This window comes from Streptosporangium sp. G12, from assembly GCF_052983175.1.
The window spans coordinates 76,745-101,680 of the sequence record NZ_JBRIQO010000002.1; the positions used below are offsets into that span (position 1 = coordinate 76,745).

Annotated in this window: 19 protein-coding genes; 13 read left to right on the forward strand and 6 right to left on the reverse strand. The window is 72.0% G+C overall.

Annotated elements, in window-relative coordinates; all coding sequences use genetic code 11:
- Positions 1–243: 243 nt before the first annotated feature.
- From ACVCAG_RS03570 to ACVCAG_RS03580, 3 genes are read left to right on the forward strand one after another with little or no spacing between them, the layout of a single operon-like run.
- Positions 244–1,563, forward strand: coding sequence for an extracellular solute-binding protein (locus tag ACVCAG_RS03570; RefSeq protein WP_440084498.1), 1,320 nt, complete (start codon positions 244–246; stop codon positions 1,561–1,563).
- 1 nt (position 1,564) lies between these two features.
- A complete protein-coding gene (locus tag ACVCAG_RS03575; protein ID WP_440084499.1) occupies positions 1,565–2,485 on the forward strand; it encodes an ABC transporter permease subunit in 921 nt (306 codons plus the stop codon).
- Positions 2,482–3,306 carry an ABC transporter permease subunit gene (locus tag ACVCAG_RS03580; RefSeq protein ID WP_440069227.1) on the forward strand — a complete coding sequence of 275 codons (825 nt, stop codon included), beginning with the start codon at positions 2,482–2,484 and terminating at the stop codon, positions 3,304–3,306. Before ACVCAG_RS03575 ends, ACVCAG_RS03580 begins: the two co-directional genes overlap by 4 nt.
- Before the next feature lie 252 nt (positions 3,307–3,558).
- Here the strand turns inward: ACVCAG_RS03580 and ACVCAG_RS03585 are convergent, their stop codons facing one another.
- Both ACVCAG_RS03585 and ACVCAG_RS03590 read right to left on the reverse strand, forming a co-directional pair.
- Positions 3,559–4,884, reverse strand: a complete 1,326-nt coding sequence (locus tag ACVCAG_RS03585) for an extracellular catalytic domain type 1 short-chain-length polyhydroxyalkanoate depolymerase (RefSeq protein WP_440084500.1) — start codon at positions 4,882–4,884, stop codon at positions 3,559–3,561.
- Positions 4,885–5,228: 344 nt separating this feature from the next.
- Positions 5,229–6,368, reverse strand: coding sequence for a xylan 1,4-beta-xylosidase (locus tag ACVCAG_RS03590; RefSeq protein ID WP_440084501.1), 1,140 nt, complete (start codon positions 6,366–6,368; stop codon positions 5,229–5,231).
- Between the two features lie 10 nt (positions 6,369–6,378).
- Here ACVCAG_RS03590 and ACVCAG_RS03595 point away from each other — a divergent pair, with 10 nt between their 5' ends.
- The 6 genes from ACVCAG_RS03595 (at position 6,379) to ACVCAG_RS03620 (ending at position 14,545) form a co-directional block, all read left to right on the forward strand.
- Entirely contained in the window at positions 6,379–6,618 is a 240-nt protein-coding gene (locus ACVCAG_RS03595) for a hypothetical protein (protein ID WP_440084502.1), read from the forward strand.
- Between the two features lie 391 nt (positions 6,619–7,009).
- Positions 7,010–7,606 carry a CHRD domain-containing protein gene (locus ACVCAG_RS03600; protein ID WP_440084503.1) on the forward strand — a complete coding sequence of 199 codons (597 nt, stop codon included), beginning with the start codon at positions 7,010–7,012 and terminating at the stop codon, positions 7,604–7,606.
- Between the two features lie 486 nt (positions 7,607–8,092).
- On the forward strand, positions 8,093–11,542 hold the full coding sequence (locus ACVCAG_RS03605; protein WP_440084504.1) for a type 2 lanthipeptide synthetase LanM family protein: 3,450 nt from the start codon (positions 8,093–8,095) through the stop codon (positions 11,540–11,542).
- A gap of 143 nt (positions 11,543–11,685) precedes the next feature.
- Positions 11,686–13,881: an ABC transporter transmembrane domain-containing protein gene (locus ACVCAG_RS03610; protein ID WP_440084505.1), complete on the forward strand. Its 2,196-nt coding sequence runs from the start codon at positions 11,686–11,688 to the stop codon at positions 13,879–13,881.
- A gap of 55 nt (positions 13,882–13,936) precedes the next feature.
- Positions 13,937–14,191: a hypothetical protein gene (locus ACVCAG_RS03615; protein ID WP_440084506.1), complete on the forward strand. Its 255-nt coding sequence runs from the start codon at positions 13,937–13,939 to the stop codon at positions 14,189–14,191.
- 81 nt (positions 14,192–14,272) lie between these two features.
- The gene (locus tag ACVCAG_RS03620) at positions 14,273–14,545 is read left to right on the forward strand and encodes a hypothetical protein (RefSeq protein ID WP_440084507.1); all 273 of its coding nucleotides are present in this window, start codon (positions 14,273–14,275) and stop codon (positions 14,543–14,545) included.
- A 148-nt stretch (positions 14,546–14,693) separates the two neighbouring features.
- On the opposite strand, the gene ACVCAG_RS03625 is transcribed toward ACVCAG_RS03620, so the two are convergent.
- The 3 genes from ACVCAG_RS03625 to ACVCAG_RS03635 all read right to left on the reverse strand — a co-directional run bounded on the left by ACVCAG_RS03625 (position 14,694) and on the right by ACVCAG_RS03635 (position 19,307).
- Positions 14,694–17,678 carry an AAA family ATPase gene (locus ACVCAG_RS03625; protein WP_440084508.1) on the reverse strand — a complete coding sequence of 995 codons (2,985 nt, stop codon included), beginning with the start codon at positions 17,676–17,678 and terminating at the stop codon, positions 14,694–14,696.
- 67 nt (positions 17,679–17,745) lie between these two features.
- Entirely contained in the window at positions 17,746–18,399 is a 654-nt protein-coding gene (locus ACVCAG_RS03630; RefSeq protein ID WP_440084509.1) for a TetR family transcriptional regulator, read from the reverse strand.
- Positions 18,400–18,833: 434 nt separating this feature from the next.
- Complete coding sequence (locus ACVCAG_RS03635) at positions 18,834–19,307, reverse strand: MarR family transcriptional regulator (protein WP_440084510.1); 474 nt, start codon at positions 19,305–19,307, stop codon at positions 18,834–18,836.
- 73 nt (positions 19,308–19,380) lie between these two features.
- Here ACVCAG_RS03635 and ACVCAG_RS03640 point away from each other — a divergent pair, with 73 nt between their 5' ends.
- Complete coding sequence (locus tag ACVCAG_RS03640; protein WP_440084511.1) at positions 19,381–20,070, forward strand: DUF998 domain-containing protein; 690 nt, start codon at positions 19,381–19,383, stop codon at positions 20,068–20,070.
- Between the two features lie 61 nt (positions 20,071–20,131).
- Here the strand turns inward: ACVCAG_RS03640 and ACVCAG_RS03645 are convergent, their stop codons facing one another.
- A complete protein-coding gene (locus ACVCAG_RS03645) occupies positions 20,132–21,250 on the reverse strand; it encodes a LuxR C-terminal-related transcriptional regulator (RefSeq protein ID WP_440084512.1) in 1,119 nt (372 codons plus the stop codon).
- Between the two features lie 286 nt (positions 21,251–21,536).
- Here ACVCAG_RS03645 and ACVCAG_RS03650 point away from each other — a divergent pair, with 286 nt between their 5' ends.
- The 3 genes from ACVCAG_RS03650 to ACVCAG_RS03660 all read left to right on the forward strand — a co-directional run bounded on the left by ACVCAG_RS03650 (position 21,537) and on the right by ACVCAG_RS03660 (position 24,912).
- Positions 21,537–22,901: an FAD-binding oxidoreductase gene (locus tag ACVCAG_RS03650; protein WP_447189437.1), complete on the forward strand. Its 1,365-nt coding sequence runs from the start codon at positions 21,537–21,539 to the stop codon at positions 22,899–22,901.
- Positions 22,902–23,047: 146 nt separating this feature from the next.
- Complete coding sequence (locus ACVCAG_RS03655; RefSeq protein ID WP_447189438.1) at positions 23,048–23,578, forward strand: MarR family winged helix-turn-helix transcriptional regulator; 531 nt, start codon at positions 23,048–23,050, stop codon at positions 23,576–23,578.
- Positions 23,575–24,912, forward strand: a complete 1,338-nt coding sequence (locus ACVCAG_RS03660; protein ID WP_447189439.1) for an MFS transporter — start codon at positions 23,575–23,577, stop codon at positions 24,910–24,912. The genes ACVCAG_RS03655 and ACVCAG_RS03660 overlap by 4 nt, the downstream gene beginning before the upstream one ends.
- Positions 24,913–24,936: the final 24 nt, after the last annotated feature.

Below are 24,936 nucleotides of genomic sequence, written 5' to 3' on the forward strand. Positions count from 1 at the left end.
CTCGGCGGCGGGACGCCGGGCGCTCGCCGTCCCGGTGCCCGCCGAGACCTCTGTGACCAGCTTGATCTTCTCCGGAAGCCGGTTCATGACCATCCTCCCGTCGCTCCGCCGATCTCAGTTAAATCATTAATTATGAAATATATTGACAGTCGATGAGGGCCGATGCAACCTTCTGCTCACGACGTTCACATGACCGACACAAAGCGAATGTCACGTAACGTGTCGACGAAGGAGGGAACACCCTTGAGCGACTTCGACCCCGGTCGCCGCCGGTTCCTCGGGCAGATGGGGCTCGCCGGCCTGGGCGCGCTCGGTGCCGCCGGGCTGGCGAGCGGCTGCGCCACCTCCGCGACGAAGCCCGCCGCGACGGCGGCCGCCACCTCGTCCGTCGCCACCCCGGCCGGGCCGGTCACCCTCCAGTCCAACCTCTCCTCGCCGCAGGCCAAGGCGGCGATGCAGAAGGTCGTCGACGGGTTCAACGCGCTGGGCAAGGGGACGGCGACGCTCAACACGGTCGCCTCGGAGACCTACCGCACCCAGTTGCCGACCTACCTCACCTCGGCCAACCCGCCCGACCTCTACACCTGGTACGCGGGCTCGGTCGCCAACAACTACGCCGACAAGGACCTGCTGCTCGACGTTTCCGACGTGTGGGGCTCGATGGGCGACTACCCCGCGGCGCTGCGCGAGCTGTCCACCGACGGCGAGGGCAAGCAGGTCTTCGTGCCGATGAACAACTACTGGTGGGGCTTCTTCTACCGCAAGTCCAACTTCGCCAAGTGGGGCGTGCGGGAGCCGAAGACCTGGGCCGAGTTCCTCACCCTGTGCGAGACGCTGAAGAGTAAGGGGATCCCGCCGATCGGCATCGGCCTGGGCGACACCCCGTGGGTGGCCTCCATCTGGTTCGACTACCTCAACATCCGGATCAACGGGGCCGGCTTCCACCGGGAGCTGCTCGCGGGCGAGCAGCGCTTCGACGACCCCAAGGTGAAGGCCGTTTTCGCCAGGTGGCGCGAGGCGCTGCCCTACTTCGACCCGAAGGGCAAGGCGTACCCGTTCCAGGAGGCGACCACCGCCCTGCTCGGGGGCAAGACCGGGATGTTCCTCATCGGCACCTTCTTCGCCGACGCCGCCCCCAAGGACGCCCTCGACGACCTGGACTTCTTCCGGTTCCCCATCATCGATCCCGGGGTGCCGATCGTCGAGGAGGCGCCGACCGACGGCTTCTTCGCCAGCGCGAGGTCGGCGAACCCGGCCGGGGCCAAGGCCCTGCTCACCTACCTGGCCTCGGCCGAGGCGCAGGAGCTCTACATCTCGAGCAGCTCCGGCATCGTGCTCCCGGCCAACCCCAGGGCCAAGGCGGCCGACTCGCCGCTCGTCGCCAAGGGCAAGGCGATGCTGGACGAGGCCGCGGACCTCACCCAGTTCTTCAACCGCGACTCCAGCGACGCCCTGCAGCCGACCGCCGACACGGCGCTGACCAGGTTCATGGACGAGCCGGACGAGATCGACACCATCCTGAGCGAATGGCAGACGGCCGCGCAGAAGGTCTTCAAGGGCTGACGTGGCGGCCACCCCCTTGCAGGCGACCCCGGCCGGACCGGCGAAGCGGCGGCGATCGGTTCAGCGCCTGTCTCCGCTGCTCGCGGTGTTCGTCCTGGTGCCCTTCGTGGTGGAGAGCGTCTGGGTCTTCTGGCCCGCGGCGCAGGGCCTCTACCTGTCGCTGACGCGCTGGGACGGGCTCACCCCGCCCGAGTTCGTCGGCCTGGCCAACTTCACCGAGCTCGCCGGCGATCCGATCTTCCGGGGTGCGCTCGGCAACACCGTGCTGTGGCTGGTGCTCTTCGGCGGCCTCTCCGTGCTCGGCGGCTTCGGCATGGCGTTGCTGCTGCAGCGCGACCGGCGGGGCGTCGGCTTCTACCGGGCGGCGCTGTTCACGCCGGTCGTCTTCTCGCTGGTCGTGACCGCGCTGGTGTGGCGGGTCTTCTACCAGCCGGACGGGCTGGCCGACCAGGTCCTCGCCGCGGTCGGGCTGGAGCACCTGAGCCGCCCCTGGCTCGCCGACCCGGACACCGCGCTCTACGCGGTGATCCTGCCCGCCCTCTGGCGGCAGATCGGCTACGTCATGGTGCTCTACCTAGCCGGACTCAAGGCGATCGACCCGGCCCTGTACGAGGCGGCCAAGGTGGACGGGGCCGGGGGCTGGCAGCGGCTCAGGAACGTCACCCTCCCGCAGCTGCGCGGGGTCAACGCCGTCGTGCTCTCGGTGATCGTCATCGACTCGCTGCGCTCCTTCGACATCGTCTGGGCGCTCACCAGGGGCGGGCCGTACCACTCGTCCGAGCTGCTGAGCACCTACATGTACTCGGCGGCGTTCCAGAGCCTGCGCCTCGGTTACGGCTCGGCCATCGCGGTGGTCATCTTCGCGCTCGCGCTCGTCGTGATCCTCGGTTACCTGGTCCGTGCGTTCCGGGAGGAATCATGACAAGAGGACTTCGGACCGGTGCCTTCCACGGGGGCATGACGCTGCTGTCGCTGCTCTGGTTGTCACCGATCATCTGGGTGGTGCTCACCTCGCTGCGCACCTTCGACGACGTGGCCGCCAACGGCGTGGGCAGCCTGCCCCGCTCGTTCACGTTCGACACCTACCGCCAGGCGTGGAGCGACGGCGGCCAGCTCCAGTCGCTGGTCAACAGCTTCCTGGTGACCGTGCCCGCGGTGGCGTTGAGCCTGCTGCTCGCGGCGATGGCGGCGTTCGCGCTGGGCCGCTACCGCATCCCGTTCCGCCGCACGCTGCTGCTGGTCATGCTCGCGGGCAACCTGCTGCCGCCGCAGATCCTGCTCATCCCGGTCTCCAAGTTCGCCGAGCTCACCGGCACGTACGACACGCTCGCCGCGCTGGTCGCCGTCCACGTCGCGTTCGGCCTCGGCTTCTACACCTTCGTCCTGCACGGTTTCATGCGCGAGCTGCCCGCCGCGATCCAGGAGGCGGCCACCATCGACGGCGCGGGCGTCGCGCAGGTCTTCTGGCGCATCGTGCTGCCGCTGACCAGGCCCGCGCTGGCCGCGCTCGGTGCGCTCTCCTTCACCTGGATCTTCAACGACCTGCTGTGGGCGATCACGGTGCTGCGTACGGACACCAGGATGCCGGTCACCCCGGCGCTGCTCGGGCTGCAGGGCCAGTTCGTCTCCTCCTGGAACGTCATCGCGGCCGGCACGATCATCGCCGCGGTGCCGACGCTGCTGGTGTTCCTGCGGTTCCAGCGGCACTTCATCTCGGGCCTCGCGATCGGAGCGGTCAAGTGACGCGGCGCGCCCGTTCGGCGGCCCCGGCCCGGTGGCGGAGACGGTCGGCGGCATCCGCGGGGTGAGCCGGCGTACGAGAACGCGACCGCTCCCGCGCCCGTCTCGCCGGCCTTCTCCGGGGTTTCCCGCGGAGGCCGGCGACAGGCCCGCCACCGGCCGGCGGGCCTGTCGCCGGGAGAAGCGGGAAGACCTGTTCCACCCGGGGCCGAGACCGGGATGGTCCGAGGTGTTTCCCGTTCGTGTCCGGGGTGGTCAGCTACAGGGCGAGCCGTTGAGGGTGAACGAGCCGGGGGCGGCGTTGGTGCCGCTGTAGGAGGCGTTGAAACCGATCCCGGCGGACTGCCCGGGGTTCAGGGTGCCGTTGTAGGGGACGTTGCGGCCGGTCACGACCTGGCCGGACTGTGTCCAGGTGGCGCTCCAGCCCTGGGTGACCTGCTGGTTCCCGGGGAAGGTGAACCTCAGCTCCCAGCCGTTGATCGCCGAGGTGCCGGTGTTGGTGACGGACAGGTTGGCGGTGAAACCGGTGTTCCAGCTGTTGGCGCTGTAGGTCACCCGGCAGGAGGAGGTACCGGGCGTGGGGGTTGGAGTGGGCGTGGGGGTGGGTGTGGGGGTTGGAGTGGGTGTGGGAGTCGGTGTGGGAGTGGGCGTGGGGGTGGGGCCGGAGGTGTCCAGGCCGAAGAACTGGATCGCGGACTCGGCCATCCCGCTCTGCGGCAGGTTGTGCCCGACACCCGGCAGGCTGTAGGACTCGACCTTGACGGTGCCCGTGGAGTCGGCGTAGCGGCTGCGGTTCCAGCCCGCCCGGGGGGTGTCGGTGGAGGTCGGCGTCTGGCTCAGGCCGTGGACGTTGGTCCACTGCTTGACCGCCTCACCCAGGTTCGGATAGCGCAGGGTGGAGTCCTCGGTGCCGTGCCACAGCTGGACGCGGGGCCGGGCGCCGGTGTATCCGGGGTAGGCCGCCCGTACCAGGTTGCCCCACTCCTGGGGGGTTTTCACGATCGTGCCGTTGGCGCACTCGCTGTTCCACCCCGAGGGGCTCGCGAAGCAGCCGAAGGGCACGCCCATGAAGGCCGCTCCGGCCTGGAACACGTCCGGGTACAGGCCCAGCATGACCTCGGTCATCATCGCGCCGGAGGAGGCGCCGGTCACGTAGATCCGCGAGGAGTTCGCGGTGTAACGCTGCTGGACGTAGGTCACCATGGACATGAGCCCGACCGGGTCGCTCCCGCCGCCGCGCCTGAGCGCCTCGGGGGAGGAGACGTCGAAACAGTTCCCGCTGCGGGTGGCCGACGGGTAGATCACGATGAATCCGTACCGGTCGGCCAGCGAGGCGAACTGGGTGCCGGAGTGGAAGGCCGGGCCGGAACCGGTGCAGTAGTGCACCGCCAGCAGGATGGGGGGCCGGGGCGCCATCCGATCCGGGACGTAGAGGTGCATCCGCAGGTTGCTGGGGTTCGTCCCGAAGCCGGTGACCTCCACCAGGGAGGCGGAGGACGCCGAGGACGCTACCGAGGTCGTCAGCGCCAGGCCGAGCAGGAGGGGAAGGGCCGCGCACACCGCGCGCAGGGCCGTTCTCATCCGGCCGCTCCCCGGTCCAGGTCGGGCCCGGCGTGGAACATCGCTGTCGGACATCGTCGATCTCCTCTTGGCCACGGCCGATCGCCGGGGCCCCCCGACCGTCGCGGCCCCGGCGCTCGACGCCTCACACCTGTCGCCGAAAGTTAAAGTTGTTCGCCGAAATTTTCAATCACCGGCGTGCGGGTACGGACGCGGCTCCGGCTCCCGCTCTCTCCCCCTGCCATTTCCTCGCAGGTGAAGGACGCGGCCGATGCCGGAACCGGCGAGGGTGTCCCCGCACGGTCTGATGAAAGTTTCCATGCCCGGCCGGCGGCCGGCTCCATCGAGCCGGGCCGCCGAGGGGGTCAGCGGTCGCTCCACCTGATCTCGTAGGGCCGGAGGGTGAACTCCCTGCCGTCCACGGTCGTGGTGGTCTCCGCCTTGGTGGTGTTGACCATCAGCAGCTTCTTCGGCTGGGCCAGCACCCGGATCCCGGGAACGGAGGAGGTGACCTTCTCCAGCTCGGCCCCCGCCGGGAACCAGGTGGTGAAGTCGCTCACCAGCTTGCCGGTGGGAAGCATGGCACCGGTCTTCGGATCCCACATGCACCCCTGGCAGCCCTTCACGGACTGCGGGTTCCAGTACAGCGCCGTGGCGGCGCCGCTCTCGGCGAACTCGATCATCGAGGCGGCCTGGACGGCGAGTCGCATCGGCTCGGGCCAGGTGGTCTTGTCCTCGGGGACGAAGTACCACTCCGCCCACCAGACCGGCATGTCACCGGTCCTTTCCCGCAGCCAGGTGGTGACCGCGCCGAACTTGCTCAGCGCTCCGAACGCGTCGGGCAGCATCTCGTGCGCGTCGGTCAGCGAGGCGCCGTCGACCACGACGAAGTCGGCGCCCTTCTTGTTCTCGAACCAGTACTCGAAGGCGTCCAGGGCGTTCTGGTTGACGACCCCCCACGGCCCGCGCAGCTCGGACCTGCCGGTCCTGTTGCTGTCGAAGCCGAGGTAGGGCCCGCCGACCTGGGCGTCGGGCCGGACCGCCTTCACCGCGTCGTAGACCTTGTTGTAGAGCGTGGTGTAGCCCTTGAAGTCCGCGGGCTTGGAGTGGTCCTTCCAGAAGCCCTTGAACTCGTTCCAGACCATGAAGTACTTGACGTCGCGGTACTTGGTGGCGACGGTCGCCGACAGCTTGGCGAAGTCGTCGAAGTGCTTGGGGTAGGGGGCGTCCTCGAGGTGCTCGTCCCAGCCCGCGTCCGAGGTCGGGCCCTCGGGGCCGCCCTTCATCCAGTCGGGGGCGCAGCAGAGCGTGATGACCTGCGTGCCGCCGGACTTCCTCATGAGGTTCGTCCGGCTGTCGAGGTCCTCCCAGAAGAACTCCTGCGGGCGAGGCTGGGGGTTGAGCGCCCCGAACCCCATGATGTGCTGGTTCTGCAGCATCGGGGTCCGCGCGAGTGCCCCGGCCACGACCTGCTCGAACTGCTCGGTGACGTTGTTGGCGCTCACCCCCGTGTGGGTGAACCCCCAGCGGGGCCACGCGGGGTCGACCGGCGGCGCCTTCCGGATCGTGGTGGCCGGCGCCGGCGCCGCCGGTGAGGCGGCGGCCGACTGCCGTACGACGGGAACCGCCTGGTCGGCGGTGTCACCGGAGGAACAGCTCGCCGCCACGAGAGCCAGCGCGACGACCCCCGCCGCCGAGGCGATCGCCCGAACGGGACGCCGCCATGTGGATCCCCAGCTACCTGATGACACCTGATTCCCACCCGATCTTCAGCATTCGCTTTGCACCGAGCGTTCCACAGGCGATGTAAGAGCGTCGTACAGGAACGCGGCTCACCGGCAAGTGTCCCAGCCGACCTGCGAAAACGTCCCCCGGGGTCCCGGGCTCCGCGAGCGGCGCGCCGCCCGAGATCCGGCCTGAGCCGTCCCCTTCATGTGGTCTGTCCGGCTTCATGGCGCCCCGGTCGGCAGAGGTGGGTGAGTTTGAGGGGATTTAGAGGACATTGTGTGACTTCAGCCACCCTTGCGACATGTGTGGATTTGTACGCATAACAAAGGCGACTGACTGCCTAGAGTCTGCGGTGTCCAGAAAAACGGTCTGCGGTGTCAGGGAAAAACGGCACGGCGAAAATAAGGCGGAGGCCCTCATGAATGCTCGCGAACAGCTCGGCAACGGACGTATCTCCTGGAAGCTCGCGATGAGCCGCGCGGCGGTGGGCGCGGCGACCGTGGCGCTGGCCGCCGGTGCGCTGGCGGTGCCCGCCGAGGCGGCGGCCGCGCCCGCCGCCTCGATCACCGGCGCGGCGACCGGCCAGGCGTCCCAGGCCGTCCAGACCGTCCAGACCGTCCAGGCCAGGAAGTACTACTTCGCCGCCGGGCTCCTGGGCAGGAACGAGGTCCCTGAGCCGGGCAAGAAGGTCAACGACCGGGACGGTGTGGCCATCGCGAAGTTCCGCATCCACGGGAACCGTTTCTACTACTTCGTCCAGTGGAAGCGGACCGACAAGCCCAGCGCCTTCCACATCCACAAGGGCAAGGCGGGCAAGAACGGCCCCGTCGTCATCGACCTGCTGTCCAACGGCAAGATCCGCGGCAACACGAGCTTCGGCTCCGTCGTCGTCAAGGACTCCAGCCTGCTCAAGGGCATCAAGAGCAACCCGAGGAACTGGTACGCCAACCTGCACACCAAGCAGTTCCCCGACGGCGCGGTCCGCGGCCAGCTCACCAAGGGCGGTCGCTGGTAACCCACCGGCGTCCGGAGGCCGGCGAGCGGACGGCGAGGCGGCGTCATCGGACCGCGTACGAGTCGGGCCGTGAGGGCGGGAACGCGCCGCGGCCGGCTCGGCGGGGTCGCGAAGTCCAGCGGTGAGAACGACATATCGACTTTGGCGCGGTGGAACGGCGCCTGAAGCTCCTGGGTGTGCCGGGCGTGATCGGAACGATCACCCCGGCTACCAGGAGCTTTTCTGTGTCATGGGTCTGGGTCATGGGGCGAGTGCCGGTCTCTCGACCACGCGGGGACCGGCTCGCCGTCCCGCGGCGGACGCCCGGCGGGCCGTCGCCGTGGAGGTGCTCGGGGGGACGACTACGTAGGTGAGGAACTACGTAGTTCAACGGATGTTGCCCGCCGCCGGCCGATTCATGCTGTTGTCGGTCCCGGGCCGGAAGCTGTGCCGCGGTCGGGGGTCCATGCCACCTGATCGCTCAGTACCGCTCAGTGAGGAATCGTCATGCTCCAGGCCGCTTCCGCCGACGCGCGGCCCACCGCCCCGGCAGCCTCCTCCCACGACGCGCCGGGGGCTCCGGCGCCCGGCTGGTGGGCGCCCGGCCTCACACTGGCCGAGCGGCTCCGGCTGCCAGGGGGGCCCGCGCATCCGGAGGACGGCGAGCGGCTGGAGCGGGCGCGCCGCAGGCTGGAGCGCTGGGAGAACTCCCACGGGCTGGCGGGGGGCGGACGTTTCGCCGCGCTCCTGGCGGAGCGCGGGCTGGACGCCGTACGGCTGCACGCGCTGCTCGCGGAGGATCCCGGGCATCTCGCCGGCCGGGCGACGGCGACGACGGGCCGTCCCGCCTGGGCCGAGACGGTCGAGGCGGTGCTGCGGACCATGCCCGCCGGAGGGCGGGCTCCGAACCCGCATCGGGAGGGGACTCCGGACCCGCATCGGGAGGGGACCCCAGACCCGCACCGGGAGGGGATCCCTGAGCCGGAGGGGAAGTCGGCCTGGCAGACGGGCTTCCTGGAGATCGTCACCCCGTTCGTGCGCTTCGCGGTCGACCGGTTCGCCGCGGCCGTACGCGCCGACGGTCTGGACGGCCTGATCGACCTGGTGGAGATCGGCCATCAGCTGGCCGTACAGCTGGGAGGGCACCTGGCCGAGCTGGCCGCCCGCACGCTGGTCCTGGAGCTGAACGTGCTGCGCGTCACCGGCCGGCTCCGGGGCGACACCCCGCAGCGGCGCTTCAGGTCCTTCGTCGAGCACTTCGCCACGAAGGACGGGCTGACCGGCCTGATGTCCGAGTACGTGGTCCTGGCGCGGCTGCTCGCCCAGGCGTGCGACCGGACGGCCGAGACGTACCACGAGCTGCTGGTCCGGCTGGCCGCGGACCGCGCGGAGCTCGTCACCTCGGTTTTCGGCGGCGAGGACCCCGGGCGCCTGGTGGAGGTGAAGATGGGCGGCGGGGTCGGCGACGCGCACCAGGGGGGCCGGTCGGTGGGGCTGCTGCGGTTCGCCGGTGGCGGGCGCCTGGTGTACAAACCCCGGCCGCTGTCGGTGCACGCCCACGTCAACGAGGCGATCCGCTGGCTGGACGACCGTCTGCCGGGCTATGACCTGCGCTCCCTCACGGTCGTGGACAGCGGCGGGTACGGGTGGGTGGAGTTCGTCGAGTACGACCCGGACGCGGACCCGCACGGGATCCGCCGGTTCTACCGCCGCCAGGGTGCGCTGATGGCGCTGCTCTACGCCTTGGACGGGGTCGACTTCCACTACGAGAACCTGATCGCCGCCGGTGAGCAGCCGATCCTGGTGGACCTTGAGGCGGTGTTCCATCCCGAGGTTCCGCGCCTGTCCGGCGTGGACTGGATGGATGAGGATCCGGCCGGCGCCGTGCTGGCGGAGTCCGTCTCCCGCATCGGGCTGCTGCCCTCCGTGTTGTGGAACGAGGACGGCGAGGCCCTCGACATGGGCGGGGTCGGAGCCGACGCGGGGCAGACGATGCCGTTCAAGGTCGTCAAGTGGGACGGGCCGGGGACCGACGAGATGCGCCTGGTGCGCGAGCAGGCCGTCTTCCCCGGCAGCCAGAACCGTCTCAGCGCCGACGGCCGGATGGTGAACCCCGCGCACTTCGCCGGAGAGCTGATCGCCGGCTTCCGGGCCGGGTACGGGGCCATCGCGTCCGGCCACGCCGAGCTGGTGGGCGACGGCGGCCTGCTGGAGTGCTTCGCCGGCGACGAGATCCGCGTGGTGATGAGGGCCACCCGGATCTACGGGATGCTCCTCATGGAGTCCACCCATCCGGACGTGCTGCGCGACGCCCTCGACCGCGATCGGGTGTTCGACCTGCTCTGGGCGCTCGCGGAGAACGATCCGGTCCGCCGCCCGCTGGTGCCCCTGGAGAAAGAGGAACTGTGGGCCGGGGACGTCCCCATGTTCACCACCCGGCCGACGACCAGGGACGTGTGGAGCGGCCGGGGCGTCCGGCTGCCCGGCGTGCTGGACCGCGAGAGCCTGACGCACGTGACCGGGAAGATCAGGGCGATGGGGGAGGCCGACCTGGACCGGCAGGAGTGGATCATCCGGGCCTCCATGGCGACCCGGCCGGACCAGGCGGCGATCCCCGCCGACCTCGGCCCGACGTCGCCCTCCGCCGGTCACGATCGGAGGCCGGGGACGCCCGCCGCCCCCCTCGACCGGGAGCGGGTCCTCGCCGCCGTGCGGAGGATCGCCGACCAGCTGGCCGATCTCGCGCTGGCCGACGAGTCGCGGGTGAACTGGCTCGGCATGGATCTGCTGCAGGAGACGAGGTGGGTGGTCAGCCCACTGCGGATGGACCTCTACAGCGGTGTTCCCGGCGTCGCCCTGTTCCTCGCCCAGGCCGCGGCTCTCACCGGTGAGGACCGCTACGCCGATCTGGCCCGCCGCTCCCTGGTCCCGCTGCCCCGGATCGTCGACGCCCTCGCCACGCCGCCGGCCGACGCCACCGCTCTTGTCCCCGCTCCCTGCGGGCCCTTCAACGGGCACGGCGGCCTGGCGTACGCGCTGACGCATCTGGCGCGGGACCTGGACGATCCGGGCCTGTGTGACGCGGTCGAACCGCTCGTCGCCTCGATGGTCGCGGGTATCCCGGGTGACGAGACGCTTGACGTCATCGGCGGCGTGGCGGGTGGCATCGGCGCGCTGCTGGCCGTGTACGAGGCGACCGGGCTGGCCCTGGCCCGTCAGGCGGTCCGCGCGTGTGCGGACCGCCTGGTCGAGACCGCCAGGCCGCAGCGGCGGGGCGTCGCCTGGCAGGTCGCGGTACCGGCCGTCCAGCCCCTGACGGGCTTCTCCCACGGCGCCGGCGGCATCGGCTGGGCGCTCGCCCGCGCCGCCGCGGCGTCGGACGACGTCGCGGCGCGGGCCCGCTACGCCGAGACCGCCCGCGCCGCCTTCGACTACGAGCGCGGCCGGTTCGACGCGCGCGCCGGCAACTGGCCCGACTACCGGGACACCCCGGGGATGTCCTCCGGCGACGACGGGACGCCTCCCCACATGCAGGGGTGGTGCCACGGCGCGCCGGGAATCGGCATGGCCCGCGCCGACCTGCTGCTGCGCGGCGTCGCGGACGAACACCCCCTCCTGGCCCGCGACCTGGCCGGCGACCTCGACCTCGCGCTTCGGTCCTTCCTCGCCGGCCCGCCCTCGCAGATCGGGCACAGCCTCTGTCACGGTGAGGTGGGCAACCTCGAACTGCTCACCACCGCCATCGCGGCCGGCCGCACCGATCTGGCGGAGGAGCGTGACCGCCGCCTCGGCGTGGTACTGGACCAGCTCGACACCGGTCCGCGCTGCGGCACCCCGGCGGGCGTGCCCACCCCCGGCCTGATGACCGGGCTGGCCGGCATCGGGCACGGCCTGCTGCGCCACGCCTTCCCGGATCGGGTGTCGCCGGTACTGCTCCTCGCGCCGCCCACCGGCTGACCCCGCCCCGCCCCACACCGCCCCGCCCCGCCGCGCCGCTCCCGGCACGGACCGCCGCTCCCGGGACCGCCCGATCCGCCTGAGCCGCCCGCCCGCCGTACTCGCCGTTCCCGCATCCCGAGTTCCCGCCGCGAGGAGAAACCGTGCGCCGCCGCGTTCCCGTCCGCCTCCAGATGACCCGTACCGAATGCGGCGCGGCATGCCTCGCCATGGTGCTCAGCCACCACGGCCGGGACACGTCGGTCTCCGAATGCCGGGAGCTGCTCGGACCGGGACGCGACGGCGTCTCCCCGGCCGGCCTCGTCGCCGCGGCCACCGGGCACGGGATGCGCGCCACCGCCGAGCGCGTCGGGGACCCGCTGGCGGCGCCGCCCACCAGGCCCGTCATCGCCTACTGGGACAGGGACCACTACGTCGTGGTGGAGCGGTTCGGGCCGGTCCGAGTGCACATCGTCGACCCCGCCAGGGGCAGGCGCGTCCTGTCCCGCGAGGAGTTCACGAGCGAGTACGGCGGGGTGCTGATCGACCTCTCGCCCGGCGAGGGGTTCGTCAGGCGCCGCGCCCCGCTGCGACGGAACCTGCTCCTTCGGTACATGCGCGAGTTCGTCGGCGTGGCGGGCGGGCGCCGCATCCTCGCGGTGATCCTGCTGCTGGCGGGCGCCATGCAGGCGCTCGGGCTGGCGCTGCCCCTGGCGACCCAGGTGGTCGTCGACCACCTGGTCCCCGACTCGCGCCACGACCTGCTCGGGGTGCTCGGTGTCGCGGTCGCCGGGGTCGTCGTCATGCAGGGCGTGCTGACGCTGTTCCGCTCCCGGATGCTGCTCAGGCTCCGGGCCCTGGCGGACGAGCAGCTGGTCGGGCGGTTCGTCGCCCACCTGCTGCGGCTGCCGCTGGACTTCTTCCTGCAGCGGAGCAAGGGTGACCTGCTGATGCGGCTCGGCAGTGTGTCGGCGGGCCGCGAGACGGTCACCCAGCACGCGCTGACGCTGTGCCTGGACACGATGATGCTGGCCGGATACGTCACGGCCCTGGCCCTCATCAGCCCGTGGTACACGCTGATCGTCGCTGTGCTCGCGGTCATGCAGATCGGCCTGATGCTCAGCTCCTACCGCCGGGTGCGCGTGCTGTCGCAGCACGAGCTGACCGCCCGCGCCGAGGAGCAGAACTACCTCGTCGAGGCGCTCCAGGCGATGCTTCCGGTCAAGGCCAACGGGGTGGAGGAGCAGGCGCGGCGACGCTGGCGTGAGCTGTTCGACTCCTACCAGGCGGCGATGCTGCGCCGGGGGAGGGCCAGCTCCTGGTTCGAGGGGGGCCAGGCCGCGCTGTCCCTGCTCGCGCCGCTCGCGCTGCTGTGGTGCGGCGTGTGGCTGGTGCTCGACGGCCGGATGTCGCTCGGCTCCATGCTCGCGGCGAACGCCCTGGCGATGTCCGTGCTCGCGCCCCTGATGGGCTTCGTGGGCATCGTCCAGCTGCTCTCCATGCTCCGCGGCCAGATCGAGCGCGTCTACGACGTCCTCGACTCGGCGCCCGAGGCCGGTGGCGACCAGGTGCTTCCCGGCGGGCGGCCCGTCTCCGTGCAGGCGAGGAACGTCACTTTCCGGTACGCGCCGGAGTCGCCGCCCGTGCTGCGCGACGTCTCCTTCGACGTGCCCGCCGGCACCAAACTCGGCGTCGTCGGGCGTACCGGTTCCGGGAAGAGCACGCTGGCGCTGCTGGTGCTGGGCCTGCTGCGGGCCGAGACGGGGCTGATCCGCCACGACGGCCTGGCCGTCGGCGAGCTCGACCTGGCCGAACTGCGCCAGGGGTGCGGCGCCGTGCTCCAGGAACTGTCCCTGTTCAACGGCACGATCCGCGACAACATCACGCTCGGCAACCCGGACGCCACGGAGGCCGACGTCGTCGAGGCGGCCACCATGGCCGGGCTGCACCAGGACGTTCTCAACCTGCCCATGGGCTACCGCACCACGGTCGGGGAGGGCGGAGCATCGCTGTCGGCCGGCCAGCGCCAGCGCGTGGCGCTGGCCCGGGCGCTGGTCCACCGGCCCCGGCTGCTCATCCTGGACGAGGCGACGAGCCACCTCGACCCCGAGACCGAACGGCGTGTCGACGCCGCGCTGTCGGCGCTGAAGGTGACCAGGATCGTCATCTCGCACCGGCTCAGCGCCGTCCTCAACGCCCACGAGATCGTCGTCATGGACCGGGGCCGGGTCGTGGACCGCGGCGACCACGACGAGCTGATCAGCCGGTCCGGGACCTACCGAGAGCTGTTCGGCCCACCGGCCGCGCCCGAGCGGGCCGCGCCCGAGCCGGCCGCGGCCGTGGGCCCGGCTCTTCCCTAGCGGCGCGGTGTCCACCGCGCGGAACGAAAGCACCACCGACCGGAGGAAGCCCATCATGTCCATCGACAACCACGACCTGGTCAGAGCCTGGAAGGACCCCGAGTTCCGCGGGGACGGCATGTCGCACCCCTCGGGTGACATGAACCTCGACCTGACGACCGTGTCGGGGGGGAACGACGTGACGTCCCTCCCGTGCGGCATCGTCCTCACCGACGCGGTGAGCTGCTGGCCGAGCTGCGGAAGCTCGGCCTGGGTGGGAACCTGCGCCGCGGTGACCGTGGGCTGCTGCAAGCCCCACTTCAACCCCTGACCCCCGACCTCGACCCCGCCCGTCCTCCCGCCGGAAGCGGCGGGAGGACGGGCATCCGGATGACCACGAAAGGAACACGTCATGTCCGAAGACGAGATCGTCCGCTTCTGGAAGGACCCCGACGGCAGGGCCGGCTCGTTCGACGAGGCGACCCATCCCGCCGGCTCCATCGACCTGGGAATGGCCGGGGCGAGCGGAGCCCACGCGGCCACCACGGAGAGGCTGCTCAGCCTCGGCTGCTGCGGCGGCCTGACGGACCCGCTCGGCTGCGGTTCCATGACGGTCGCCAGCGTGTGCCTGCCGAGCTTGACGGGAAGCCCGCTCGAATGCCAGATGACGTCCCGCTGCGTGTGACGTGCGCGACCTCGTCCGGCGGCACCCGCTGAGCCGGTGACCGGCGGGGCCCGCCGAGCGGACGAGGGGAGCGGCGGTCAGGCGGACCGTTCGGGCGGCGGGCCGGCCCTCAGGTGGGCCGGCCCGCCGGGAGGACCGCGCCGGAGGGTCAGCCCGTCCCTGCCATCCGGTGCGCCAGCGCGGTCCTCGTGGTCACACCGATCTTCTGGAACGCCCGGGCGAGATGGGTCTCCACCGTACGAGGGCTGAGGAAGAGCCGCTCCGCGATCTGCCGGTTCGTCAGCCCTTCCGTGGCGAGCTCGGCGACCTCCCGCTCCCGGCCGGACAGTTCCGCCGCGAGCTCCGCCCCGCGCGATCCGCGGGCCCCCGCCCGGCGCTGCTCGCGTCCGGCCCGCTGCGCCAGCCAGGAGGCGCCGCATCCGGTGAACAGCTCCCTGGCGCTCCCCAGCTCGCGGTGCGCGGCGCGGGTGTCGCCGAGCCGGCCGCCGAGTTCCGCGAGAAGCATCCGCGCCAGACCCTCGTCGATCGGAAGCCCTTCCCCGGCGAAGCGGTCCACCGCGTACCGTGCGGCGGCGACCGCGGCCGGACGGTCGCCGAGCGCCTGCGCGACGATCGCCCCGGCACAGGCCACGGAGCTCAGCTGGGCCCGCGGTGCTCCTCGTTCCGCGACCGCCCTCGCCCGCGCGTACCACTCCCGGCCGCTGTCCAGGTCACCGCGGGCGACCTCGGCCTGCGAGCGCAGCGCGTACACCGAGGGGGCGTGGGGCCCCAGCCCCTCCGGGTCGGGGCCGAACCGTGCCTCCAGCAGGTCCCGGCACCCGTCGGGGTCACCGGAGAGGAGACGTATTTCCGCCAGGGCGTGGTCGGCGATGTCCCGCCACCACGCGGGACGCGGGCCCTGCCGGTGGTGCGGGGCCGTCACCGGCGGAAGGGCGGCGCCGGGACCCTCCCGCCACAGCAGCGGCCGGGACTTGACCGCCAGGACGAGGGTGTGCGTCTCCGCGCTGTCGAGACGCCGGGCGACCTCCTCCCCGTCCTCCGCGTCGGTCAGTGCCTGGGGCACCATCCCGAGACGGGCGTGTACGACGGACCGGACCAGGTAGAGGTGCGGCACCACGTCGTCGTGCCCGTACCGGCGCGCGACCCGCAGCCCGCGCTCCGCGTGGCGGAGCGCGTCGCAGTGCTCGTCCATCAGGAACTCGGCCCAGGCCAGCGCCGCCATCAGTCCCAGGGCGGCGCGCAGCTCCGGATCGGTGAGCGCGTCGGCGCGCTCGCGGGCCTCCCGCAGCAGCGTGCGGCCCTCGTCGAACCGGCACCGGTACAGCTCGGCCAGCGCCAGCAGGGTGATCGCGGTGGCTGGGAGCCCGGGGCGGCTTTCCCCGCGGGCCAGCCGGAGCGCCTCGGCGGCCAGCTCGGCCCCGGCACGCCAGTCGCCTCGCATCATGTCGACGGCGGCGAGTTCCACCAGCAACGCGCTCCGCGCGCGGGCGCTGCCACGGGTCGCCCTGCGCAGCTCGGAGCCGAGCAGGGCACGGGCCTCGGGCAGCCTGCCCAGGGCCCTTTCCGTGGCGCCCAGGCGTTCCAGGGCGGCGGACCGGAACGCGCCGCCGTCGGCGGCCAGCTCGTGCAGGACCGTCCGGGCCTCGTTGAACCGGCCCGCCGGCCCGAGCACCCTGGCCAGCTCCAGCCGGAGCTCGGCCCGCCGTCCGGCCGTTCCCGCGTCGTGGGGCAGCGCGCGCAGGGCCGCGCGCAGCCAGCGGGCGGCGGTCGCGGGGGCGACGTTCACCGAGTTCAGCGCGGCCTCGGCGAGCAGGGCGGCTCCGGCGGCGTCGCCGGGCCGCACCACGTGCCGCAGGTGTTCGGCGCGCACCGACGGCGGCGCGTTCCGCCCTGCCAGGTGGTCGGCCGCGCGGCGGTGGGCGGCCGACCGCCAGGACGGCGTGGTCATGCGGTACGCGGCGGCCCGGACCAGGGGGTGACGGAACCGGAGCCGTCCGTCGGTGACGCTCAGCACGTCCCGCGCCGCGAGGTCGTCCAGCGCCGTTCGCACCTCCTCCTCCGGCATCTCGGCGATGGAGGCGACCAGTGCCGGATCGATTGCCGGGTCGAGCGCGCCGACGGTTGCCGAGGCGGCCTGCAGGACCTTGGTCAGGGAGGTCCCGAGCGTCCCCAGCTCCCGGGCGATCAGGACGTCGAGCTCCGTCCGCCCGCCGTCGCCGCACCCCGATCCCCGGCACAGCTCGTCGACCGTACGCTCGGGCAGCCGGCCCAGGATCTCCAGGTAGAGCGGGTTTCCCCTGCTGATCTCGTACAGACGACGCCGGTAAGCCGGTGATTTCCCCGGCGTCAGCGACTCGGCGTCCTTCGCCGGCAGCGGGCCCAGCCGCATGCGCGCCACGGGGGCGGAGGAGCTCGCCAGCGACCGCTCCAGCATCGGCGGCAGCCTGCCGGTGCGGGTGGCCAGGACGGTGACGGTCGCCCGGGGTGGGTGCCGTACGAGATAGTCGACCAGTTCGGCGGAGGCCGTGTCGGCCCAGTGCACGTCGTCCAGGAGGAGCACCAGACCGGACGGCAGGGCCCGCGCCTCCAGCAGGGCGCGGGCCCGCCGGTGCGTCCTGTGCCGTTCCGCGCCGGGCGCCCGGTCGCCGTTCCCGGCGGGCGGGGCGGGCGCGACGAGCCTGGCGCGCAGCCGGTCGGCGTCCGCGGCGAGGTCCGGCTGACTTCCCGCGTGGTCCAGGGCGTCCAGGACCAGTGACCAGGGGACGCCGCTGCCGATCTCCGTGGCCCGGCACGTGAGCACCGCGACGCCGTCGGACGCGGCGACGGCCGCGAACGCGGACAGCAGCCGGGATTTGCCGATACCCGGTTCGCCGTCCACCACCACGCAGGCCGACTCTCCGGCGCGGGCCGCCAGTCTTCTCAGCTCGGCCAGCTCGGCGCCGCGGCCCGGCAGGGCGTCAGGTGCCCGGTCTGTCAGGCCGGCGCCGGCCGCCGGGTCCGTCGAGCACGCCTGGTTCGTGGAATGAGCCTGGTTCGCCCTGCCCGATCGGCCCCTCGGGTCCGTCCGGCTCGTGCCTGCCGTGGTGAGCCCGCGGGGAGGCTCCGGCCGAGCGGCCGGTACGCGCACGTCCATCGTCGGTTCTCCATGCGTGATGGGGGAGGAAGGAGATGACGTCACGCCACGCGGAGAGGGGGGCGGGTCACTCCCCGGTTCGGGCGGCGCGCATGCGGCCGACCGGCGGCGGGTCGTTCTGGATGAGGGCGGCTCTCGGGTCGGGCAGTTCGTACATCTCGTACAGGCGGCGGCGGACACGCTCCAGCGGGTACTGGTCCTGGTAGACGGCGGCCTTGAAGATGACGCCTTCCAGCACGCTGCGGAGCATCACCTCCTCCAGGGCGGGGTCGGCCGCGCCGCGTGCCGCGAACAGCTCGCGAAGGCCGTCCTCCAGGCGGCGTACCCCGGCCTCCTTCCTGGCCTCCGCCTGCGCGAAGAGCCCGTGGGTGGAGGGGTGGATCACCAGGCTGAGCGTCATCTGCTGCACGGGCAGGGACTGGGAGACGGTGAGCAGGACGCCGTCGATGATGGCGGCCAGCCGCTCGTCCGGCGTGCCGGTCACGTCGAGAATTCCGGTCACGCTGTCGATATAACGGTCCAGGAGTTTGTCCACGAGATTCTGCTTGCCCGGGAAGTAGTAGGTGATCAGGCCGCGCGAGACCCCGGCTCTGGTGGTGATGTCGGAGATCGTGGCGTTGTGGTAGCCCTTCTCGCTGAAGACCTCCAGTGCGGCGGCGAGGATCCTCTCCATCGACTGCTCGCGCATCACTTCGTTGGCCTGCGCCGATCGTGGCGACACTCTTCCCCACCTCACTGGCTCGCGTCATGGCTCGTACGAGGCGGTGGCCGCCCTGAGTCCATTCTCGCGTGCGGCGCCTGGCGGAGTAGTTGGCGGCGGACGGTCAGTCATGAGCCTTCTTTCCTGACATGACGGGCTAAATCAGGAGGTGTCAGTGACAATCGTTGACTGTACAGCCATCCAGCCAAAAAATGATCAATTTCGGATGGAAAAAAAGTGAACTCCGTCTCACCCTTCTGAGGAGATGCCGGACAGGTCTCCGCCGTCTCCTTCGCCTCCGTGGATCCCGCCGCGCGAGGCCGGACGCCCAGGGAACGGTCGCCGGGACTCGCGGGCAGGGATCTCTTCCCGGCCGCCGCGTGGGCGTGCTTCGCGGGGCGCCGGAACGAGTCCGCGACTCGAGGAGGGGGTACCTGGCCGGCGGTGTTTCCCGGTTATCCCTCGCGGAGGAGGGCGGCCTGTTCGCGGGCGACGTCGCGCATCCGGCCGAACAGGTCGAGCACCATGGCGATCTGGTCGTCGTCGTATTCGGCGAGGGCCTGGGCCCAGGCCTCCGACATGCCCTCGAACAGCGGCCGGATCTCCGCCTGCCGTTCGGGGACCGGCCGGACGAGCACGCGGCGGCGATCCTGCCGGTCGTGCTCGCGGCGGACCCAGCCGTCCCGCTCCAACCGGTCGATCATCCGGGTGACGGCACCGGTGGTCAGACCGGTCTGGGCGGCGATGTCCCCGGCGGTCGCCTGCTCGATCCCGGTCAGCGCGGTCAGGCTTTTGAAATCGCCCAGGCTGAGCCCCAGGCGGTCGGCCACCGCCTGCTGGAACAGGATCCCGGCGGCGATCGTCTGGGTGAGCTCGGCCTGCAGGTGCGCCAGCAGGGCCTGACGGTCGACCGGCTCGGCACTTGACATGCATCTACCTTACATGCTCATACTCTGCGCATAACATTATCTGCACAGAGCAGATAATGAGAGAGGCAGATAAATGGACGCTCGTAGGTCGTCGCTGTGGTCCGGAATCGCCGGGACCTCGCTGTTCACGCTGATCTGGCTGGTCGAAGGAGCGATCCGGCCGGGTTATGACCCGATGCGCAGCTGGATCAGCGAACTCGCCCTGTCCGGTCGAGGCTGGATCCAGATCGCCGGCTTCCTGATCGGCGGTGTCCTGATCACCGTCTTCGGGCGCGGCCTGCGCGCCGTCTTCGCCGACGGCCCCGCGGCGACCTGGGGTCCGCGGGTCGTGACCACCGCCGGCGTCGCCCTGTTCGCCGCCGGCCTCTTCGTGATCGACCCGGGGACCTACCGCCCTCCCGGCACCGTGGCCGGGACGACCTGGCACGGCATCCTCCACGACATCGCCGGACCGGTCATGGTCCTCTCCGTCGCGGCGGCGGCCGTCATCTACTCGCGTCGCTTCGCCCGGTGGTACGGGCTGGCCACCGGCGGCCTGGTGGTCGCCCTCTGGCTCGTGGCGGGCATGCTGAACGGCCTGGACCACGCCGGCGTCTGGTCACCCGCCCCCGCCGGACTGTTCCAGCGACTGTCCGTCCTGACCGGCTTCGCCTATCTGGCCTACCTGGCTTGCCGCGCTCTCGCCGCGTCCGAGACGGCGGCATCCGTCGCGTACCCGGCGACGGGCGGTGAGGAGACGACGGGTGGGGCGGTGACCCGATGAGACCCGATGAGACCCGGCGTCCTTCGCCCGCTTCTCGGCGGGACGTCCGGCGAGCCCCGTCTCAGGTGTGGACGTGCTCCACATCGGCGTCCGGGGCGTGCATCAGGGGGCCGTAGTGCTCGGCGAACAGCTTGGCGACCAGTTCGCCCCGGCTGGTGATGCCGAACTTGGTGAAGATCGCCTTGAGGTGGTGGCGCACCGTGTGGGCGGACAGGTGCAGCTCCGTGGCGATGTCGGCGGTCGACAGCCCGCGCGCGACGCACTGGGTGATCTGCTGCTCGCGAGGGGTCAGGCAGTACGCCTCGACGATGATCGGGGCGATCTGCGCGGAGTTCGCCGGTTCCAGGACGACCGCCACCGGACCGGGCGCACCGCTGGGGCTGCGCAGGCACGAGGCGTGCACCGCGAGCCAGCGGCCAGAGCCGCCCCGCAGCCGGGCCGCCGCCGGGCCGGGGTCGCGACCGGCCGCGACGGATCGGGCGCGGGCCACGACCGACTGCACGGTGACCATCGGCAGCGGGGTCTGCTGGTGATCCCACCGCGGTCCGGCGAGCTCGCTCAGCCACCGTTCGGCGTGCGCGTCCAGCGAGATGATCTGCCCGGACTCGTCGAACAGCGCGGTGCCCGGCGCCTCGGCGGTGACCGGCGGTGCGTCCTCGGTCGTCGCGATGGCGAGCCCGGCGAGCCCGAGGGCCAGTTCGGGGCCCATCGCGGTGACGTGCCTGACGTCACGCTCGGTGAACGGCCGCCTGCCGGTGTCGCGGAACAGGTCCACCACACCCCAGGTGCGCTCACCGATCCGGAACGCCGCGCGCAGGTTGTCGCCGTAGCCCTGGGGCCGCATGAACTCGCGGTAGCGCGGGCTGCGCCCGGGGAAGCCGCCGGTGGCCAGGCCCAGGGTGCCGCCGCCGTCGGGGCTGCGCGCGACGTCGCGGAACAGCAGGACGTCCTCGGTGCCGTACTCCCGGCGGAAGTATCCCTCGCAGTGATCGGGCTCGATGTTCTCGGCCCGCAGCGGCGAGATGGGCAGCATCGTGGTGGGGTCGGTGCCGAACCACACCGCCGCGTCGAAGGGCATCACCCGGCGCAACCGCTGCGACGCCGCGGCGAACAGCTCGCTGCCACGACCCGCCGTGCCGGATTTACGGCACTCTCCGGGCCGTCCGGTGGACGTCGTCATACATCGATGCTGTCACACGGGAGCCTCCCCCGAATGAGGGACCCTGGAGCGCCCGGACCAGCGGATTGAGGGATGTGCGGGGGCCGTGGCCCTGAACAGACTGATGGACGACGGCGATCTCCCCGGCCCCACCGGACAGATCGGCCCTCGCCTCGGCCGTGCCGTACCGGCATGCCCGTCCCCCCCGCGCCCGACCGGCATGTCCGGGGCGCGGAGTCTGTGACCTAAATCATCTTAAAAATAGCTAAAACGGAGAATCTTCACCATGTCCTCCTCGTCACCCGTGATGGATCTCAATGAGCTCAGGGATGTTCTCGACGGCGTCCTGGTCCGCCCCTCCTCTCCCGGCTGGGACGCGGCACGGGCCGCCTGGCAGCTGGCCGTCGACCAGCGGCCCGCCGCCGTCGTGCGGGCGGCCTCCGTGCGCGACGTCGTGGCCACCGTCGAGGCGGCGGCCAGGCTCGGCCTGCGGGTCGCACCGCAGGCGACCGGGCACAACGCCGCCCCCCTCGGGCCGCTCGACAGGACGATCCTGCTGCGTACGTCGGCGATGCGAGGGGTCACGATCGACGCCGAGCGCCAGATCGCCAGGGTCGAGGCCGGCGCCCTGTGGGCGGACGTCACCGCGGCGGCGAGTGCCCACGGCCTGACCGGGCTGGCCGGCACGGCCCCAGATGTCGGGGTCGTCGGGTACACCCTCGGCGGCGGGCTGTCGTGGTTCGCCCGCCTGCACGGCCTGGCGGCCAACCACGTGCTGTCGGCGGACATCGTCACCGCCGACGGCGAGTTGCGTACGATCGACGCGACGCGCGACGCCGCCCTGTTCTGGGCCATCCGCGGCGGCGGAGGCAGCTTCGGGGTGGTCACCGCCCTGGAGTTCCGGCTGTTCCCGATCACCGAGGTCCACGCGGGCACGCTGCTGTGGCCGATCGAGCGCGCCGCCGAGATCCTGGGTGCCTGGCGGGAGTGGGTTCGGTCGGTGCCGGAGACGGTGACCTCGATGGGCAGGCTGCTGCGGTTTCCGCCGATACCGCAGATCCCCGAGCCGCTGCGCGGACGCTCCTTCGTCGCCGTCCAGGCCGCGTGCCTGCTGGACCCCACCGTGGCCGATCCTCTGTTCGCCCCGCTGCGCGCGCTCGGCCCCGAGCTGGACACCGTCCGCCCGACCCCGATCACCGAGCTCGGAGCGCTGCACATGGACCCGCAGGAGCCGACCCCGATCGCCGGCGACGGTTTCCAACTGGCCGAATTCTCGCCCTCCGCCCTGGAGGCCCTGCTGCGCGTCGTGGGCCCGCAAGCGGACGTCCCGCTGCTCACCGTCGAGCTGCGCCATCTCGGCGGGGCGCTGGCCCCCGGGCAGCCGGGAGGCGGCGCGGTCTCCGGCATGGACGCCGCGTTCGCCGTGTTCTCCGCCGGGATCGTCCCGGACGCGGGCGTGGAGGCCGCCGCGCACGCCGTCCTCGACGAGATGAGCGACGCCCTCGCCCCCTGGAAGGCCGAGACCGCCTTCCGCAACTTCACCGAACGGTCCGGGCCGAGGTTCGACCGCCTCGAGACCCACATCAGGCTGCAGCGGATCAAGGCCACCTACGACCCCACCGACCTGATCCACGCCAACCACCCCGTCGCACCGGCCGGCTACCTGCACTGACCTGAGAGGTCGGGTACGCGGCCGTACTCGCCGGCGAGGCGGCCGGGCCGCGCAGCGCGCGGATCGTCCCGGGACCGGGGAGAGGCGGTCGCCGTCCGCCGGCCTCAACGGGCGCAAAATTATGTGAGTGCTGTTATATTAGCGCTATGACATCTCTGGATCCCACCACCTCGCCCGGGCGGTGGGACACGGTCCACGCCCTGCTGGCCGCCCTGGACGCCCAGATCGAGTCGTTGTACACCGAGCGGGGCATCCGGGGGGTCCGTCCCCGGTTCGCCTATCCGCTGATCCGCCTCGCGCACACCGGGCCGCTCACGATCCGCGAGCTGGCGGAATCGCTGGGCCGCTCGCACTCCGCGATGAGCCAGACGCTCACCGCGATGCGCCGCGAGGGACTGGTCGACTCCGAGTCCGGCACCGACGCGCGCACGCGCCGCATCACCCTGACCGGCCGCGGCCGCGCGCTCGTCCCCTTCCTCGAAGCCGAGTGGCGCGCGACCGAGGCCGCCGTCGCCGAACTCGACGACGAGATCCCGCACGCGCTCAGTGCCGTCGTCGCCGAGCTGGAACGTGCCCTGGAGCGGCGGCCCATGCGGGATCGGATCCTGGCCCACCTCGACGAGCCTCCCGCAGCCCCGGAGTCCCCGGCCGCCTCGGCGGGGGAGCCGCACCCGTGACCTGGCGCGAGCGGCTGATCGACGTCCGCCCCCTGCGAGGCAGCCGGCCGTTCCGCGACCTGTGGATCGGCTCCTCCCTCTCCTCGCTCGGCCGGCAGATCGCCGGCGTCGCCGTCCTGCTGCAGGTCTGGGAGCTCACGCGCAGCCCGCTCTGGACCGGCGCCATCGGCCTCGCGACAGCCGTGCCCCTTCTCGTCCTCGGCCTGGTCGGCGGATCACTCGCCGACGCCGTCGACCGCAGGACCCTGGTCCGTGCCACCACCGCGGGCCAGATCCTGCTGGCCGTGGGCCTCGTGGCGCAGGCCGCCGCGGGCAACCGGTCGGTCCTGCTGCTGCTCGCCCTGGTCGCCGCCCAGTCCGGCTGCGCGGCGCTCGGCGCCCCGGCGAAGCGCACCTTCCCCGTCCGGTTGCTCCCCGCCGACCAGGTCGCCGCCGGGCTCGCCCTGCAGAACGTCGCCTTCCAGGCCTCCATGCTCCTCGGGCCCGCCCTCGCCGGCCTCGTGCTCGCGCGGTGGCACTATCCCGCCGCGTACGCGTTCCAGGCACTCGCCGCCGTCGCGTCGCTGGTCGCGGTGGTCCGGCTGCCTCCGATGGCCGTGCTGCGCACCGGCGACGACCAGCCGTCCGGGTACGGCGGGCGCCGGGAGCACGGCCCGGCCCGAGAGGGCCGGCGGATCATCTTCCGGCGCCCCGCCCTGTGGGGCTCCCTCGCCACCGACCTCGCCGCCACCCTCCTGGCCATGCCGATCGCGCTCTTCCCCCTGATCAACGAGATCCGCTTCGAGGGCGCGCCCCAGACCCTGGGACTCTTCCTGTCCGCGATCGCGGTCGGCGGGCTGGGGGCGGGCCTGCTCTCCGGGACCGTCACCCGGCTCCGTCGCGGCGGTCTCGTCCAGCTCCTCGCGGCCACGGTCTGGGGTCTGGCCCTCGCCGGGTTCGGCCTGGCCGGACCCCTCTGGCTCGCCCTCGGCTGCCTGGTCCTCGCCGGTGCGGCAGACACCGTCTCCGTGGTCACCCGGGGCGCGCTGGTCCAGCTCGAGACCCCCGACCACTACCGCGGGCGGGTCTCCTCGGTCGAGCACGTCATCGGCGTCGCCGGTCCCGAGGCCGGCAACTTCCGCGGGGGACTTCTCGCCTCCCTGACGTCCGCGCCCGTGGCGCTCGTCGTGGGCGGCCTGGGAGCCGCGCTGGCCGTCGTCGCCATCGGCCTGGTCAACCGCCCCCTGCGCGACTACCGCACCCCGCCCGTGCCGGAGAATCCGCTGCCTCCCGAGGCGACGACCCCCGTGCAGACGACTTCCGCACGGACGGAGGGCACGAGCGAACCGCGATGACCGCGGCCGACTGCCGGAGGCGCC